Source organism: Streptomyces sp. E11-3 (assembly GCF_046540415.1).
GTDB lineage: Bacteria > Actinomycetota > Actinomycetes > Streptomycetales > Streptomycetaceae > Streptomyces.
The window spans coordinates 1-3,172 of the sequence record NZ_JAZGRL010000047.1 but is presented as its reverse complement, the minus strand read 5'-3'; the positions used below and the strand labels follow the sequence as shown (position 1 = coordinate 3,172).

Annotated in this window: 4 protein-coding genes; 3 read left to right on the top strand and 1 reads right to left on the bottom strand. The window is 70.8% G+C overall.

All coding sequences use genetic code 11. From position 1 onward, the window contains the following. Positions 1 to 216: 216 nt before the first annotated feature. Positions 217 to 1,398 carry a sensor histidine kinase gene (locus U9R90_RS34690; protein ID WP_411061350.1) on the bottom strand — a complete coding sequence of 394 codons (1,182 nt, stop codon included), beginning with the start codon at positions 1,396 to 1,398 and terminating at the stop codon, positions 217 to 219. Between the two features lie 189 nt (positions 1,399 to 1,587). On the opposite strand from U9R90_RS34690, the gene U9R90_RS34685 reads away from it, so the two are divergent. The 3 genes from U9R90_RS34685 to U9R90_RS34675 form a co-directional block, all read left to right on the top strand. Continuing rightward, positions 1,588 to 1,980 (top strand): NADH-quinone oxidoreductase subunit A, encoded by a 393-nt coding sequence (locus tag U9R90_RS34685; protein WP_411061349.1) that lies wholly within the window; start codon positions 1,588 to 1,590, stop codon positions 1,978 to 1,980. After that, the gene (locus U9R90_RS34680; protein WP_411061347.1) at positions 1,971 to 2,609 is read left to right on the top strand and encodes an NADH-quinone oxidoreductase subunit B; all 639 of its coding nucleotides are present in this window, start codon (positions 1,971 to 1,973) and stop codon (positions 2,607 to 2,609) included. The genes U9R90_RS34685 and U9R90_RS34680 overlap by 10 nt, the downstream gene beginning before the upstream one ends. Then, a partial coding sequence (locus U9R90_RS34675; protein ID WP_411061345.1) for an NADH-quinone oxidoreductase subunit C occupies positions 2,606 to 3,172 on the top strand: 567 nt, incomplete at its 3' end. The genes U9R90_RS34680 and U9R90_RS34675, both read left to right, overlap by 4 nt.

Sequence of the window (3,172 nt, the reverse complement as noted above, 5' to 3'; positions counted from 1 at the left end):
GCGGGGCGGGGCGGTTCCGGGAGGTTCGGGTCGGCTCGGGGAGGTCCCTCCCTCGTACCTCCCACCCTGCTAGGTCGCGCGGGCCCGCACCATGCGGTTCATCTCCGTTTCGGACCGGGGGTTTTCCCTACCTACCGGGTGAGCTGTCGGGTGACCTGCTGGGTGCCCGCTGGGTGTTCTGTCGGGTGGCCTGCTGGTGCGGCTGGTCGCGCGCGGTCAGCCCGCCGACCGGTCCCGCCACGGCAGTTCGGCGGTCACCAGCGTCGGACCGCCCACCGGTGACTCGACGGCGAACAGCCCGTCGACCGCGCCGAGCCGGTCCGCGAGCCCCGCCATCCCCGAACCCCCGTCGAGCCGCGCGCCACCGCGCCCGTCGTCCTCGACCTGGATCAGCAGCCGGTCGTTCGCCCGCCACACGTCGACCGTCGCGCGGCTCGCCTGGGCGTGCTTGCTGATGTTCTGCAGTAGTTCGGAGACGGTGAAGTACGCGATGCCCTCGATGGCGGCGGCGGGCCGGAACGGCAGCTCGACCGTCACCTTCACCGGGACCGTGCAGCGCGAGGCGACCGAGGAGAGCGCGGCGTCCAGGCCGCGGTCGGTCAGGACGGCCGGGTGGATACCGCGGGCCAGGTCGCGCAGCTCCTGCAACGCCAGCTTCACCTCGCCGTGCGCCTCGTCCACCATCGCGGCCACGACGTCGTCGGCCTGGCCGTCCAGGATCTTCTCCTTGGCCAGGCCGAGCCCCATGGCGAGGTTGACCAGCCGGGCCTGGGCGCCGTCGTGCAGATCGCGTTCGATACGGCGCAGATCCGCGGCCGCGGTGTCCACCACGACCCCGCGGTCCGACTCCAGTTCGGCGATGCGCCGCTCCAGTTCGTCGGACGGCGAGAGCAGCCCGCGCACCATCAGCCGGTCGGCGTTGGTCAGGGTCCGCGCGATGAACGGCAGCACCGGCCAGAGGACGACGAGCGAGACCAGGGTGAGCGTGAACGTCAGGATGCCCCAGGGCAACCGCATGAAGTCGTACAGCAGCGCACGCCAGCCGACCGGGTCCTTCAGGCTCGACCACAGCCTCCCGAAGTACCCCTCGTCCCGCACCTTCGGCAGCGGGCTCGGCTCCTCGATCCGCACCCTGAGCAACTTCCTGGCCCGGGACCGCTCGACCCGGCCCAGCTGCCGCGCCCCGATCAGGCCCACGGCGAGCAGCGGCAGCCCGATGACCGTCACCGAGAGGAGCCCGCCGGCGACCACCACGGTCGTCACGTAGACGAATCCGAGCATCGCCACCGGCAGGTTGAGCAGCAGATGGGCGATCTCCCGCCAGGTCTGGCCCTCGTAGGCGAGGCGTGCGGGCGGCAGTGGATCGTCGGCGCGCTCGGGGGGTATGGCAAGGCTCATACCGGTCAGCCTGCCGCCTCGCGCGGCCGTGCGCCATGAGGTGTGCTGCCGGGGAGGAACTGGGGAAAACCCCACCCTGTGCGTGACGAGCTGCTTACTCCTCCAGGAGCAGGCCCTAGACTCCCGTGCGTACAGATCGTCGAACAGGGCGACACACCGGGCCACGAGATCAGGGAGTGAGGGGCTGACGTGCCGGAACCGACCGTTCTCGGGGCGGACTACTTCCAAAGTTACTCGGTGGTCGGGTTGCTCGCCGTCGTCGGCGTGCTCTTCGTCGCCGTCGCGTTCGGCGCGGGGCGGCTGCTGCGTCCGGTGGTGCCGACGCGGGAGAAGATGCTGACGTACGAGTGCGGCGTCGACCCGGTCGGCGAGGGCTGGGCGCACACGCAGGTCCGCTACTACGTCTATGCCTTCCTGTACGTGATCTTCGCTGTGGACTCGATCTTCCTGTTCCCGTGGGCGACGGTCTTCGCCGCCGCCGGATACGGCGCGACGACGCTCGTGGAGATGTTCATCTTCCTCGGCTTCCTCGCCATCGGTCTGCTCTATGCCTGGAAGAAGGGGGTCCTCGCATGGACGTGACACCTCGTACGGACGCGGCGCCTGTGGACGTGGCGATCGAGCCCGCGCCCAGGCTCGGCCCGCTGGCGCGGCTGGCTCCCGAGCCGATGAAGGTGGTGCTCAACTGGGGCCGCCGCTACAGCCTGTGGGTCTTCAACTTCGGACTCGCCTGCTGCGCCATCGAGTTCATCGCGGCGTCGATGGCCCGGCACGACTTCATCCGGCTCGGCGTCATCCCGTTCGCGCCCGGGCCGCGCCAGGCCGACCTGATGGTCGTGTCGGGGACGGTCACGGACAAGATGGCCCCGGCCGTGAAGCGGCTGTACGAGCAGATGCCCGAGCCGAAGTACGTCATCTCCTTCGGCGCGTGCAGCAACTGCGGTGGCCCGTACTGGGACTCGTACTCGGTGACCAAGGGCGTCGACCAGATCATCCCCGTCGATGTGTACGTCCCCGGGTGCCCGCCGCGCCCGGAGGCGCTGCTGCAGGGCATCCTCAAGCTTCAGGAGAAGATCGCGCGCGAGTCGCTGGGCGAGCGGTACGGCGCGGCCGGGCGACCATCGGCCGCGGCGCTGCAGAGCGCCCTGGTGAACCCACCCCCACCTGCCTCTCCTCCCTCCCCTTCCTCCCCGGAAGGCGGCGACCAGTGACGAACTGGCTCCCGCGCCCGGTGACGGAACTCTTCGGCGACGAGGCGACGGTCGAGGACGCGTACGACCTGCTCACGGTCGACGTACCGGCCGCGTCCTGGACCACGGCCCTGCTGACCGCGCGCACCGAACTCGGCTGCTCCTTCTTCGACTGGCTCAGCGCGGTGGACGAGCCGGACACCGGCTTCAGGGTCTCGGCCCATGTGGTGGCCCTGCACCCGGTACGCCGCCTCCTGCTCCGTACGACCGTCCCGCACTCCGCGCCGGTACTGGCCTCGGCGGTGGAGGTGTACGCGGGCGCGGCCTGGCACGAGCGCGAGACGCACGAAATGTTCGGCGTCGACTTCGAGGGCCACCCCGGCCTCACCCCGCTCCTCCTCCCCGACGGCTTCGAAGGCCACCCGCTCCGCAAGGACTTCGTCCTCGCGGCCCGCGTCGCGAAGGCCTGGCCGGGCGCCAAGGAGCCCGGGGAGTCCGAGCACGGCGGCCCCAAACGCCGCCAGATGCTCCCCCCTGGCGTCCCCGACCCCAACGACTGGGGCCCCCAAAAAGGCCAACTCCCC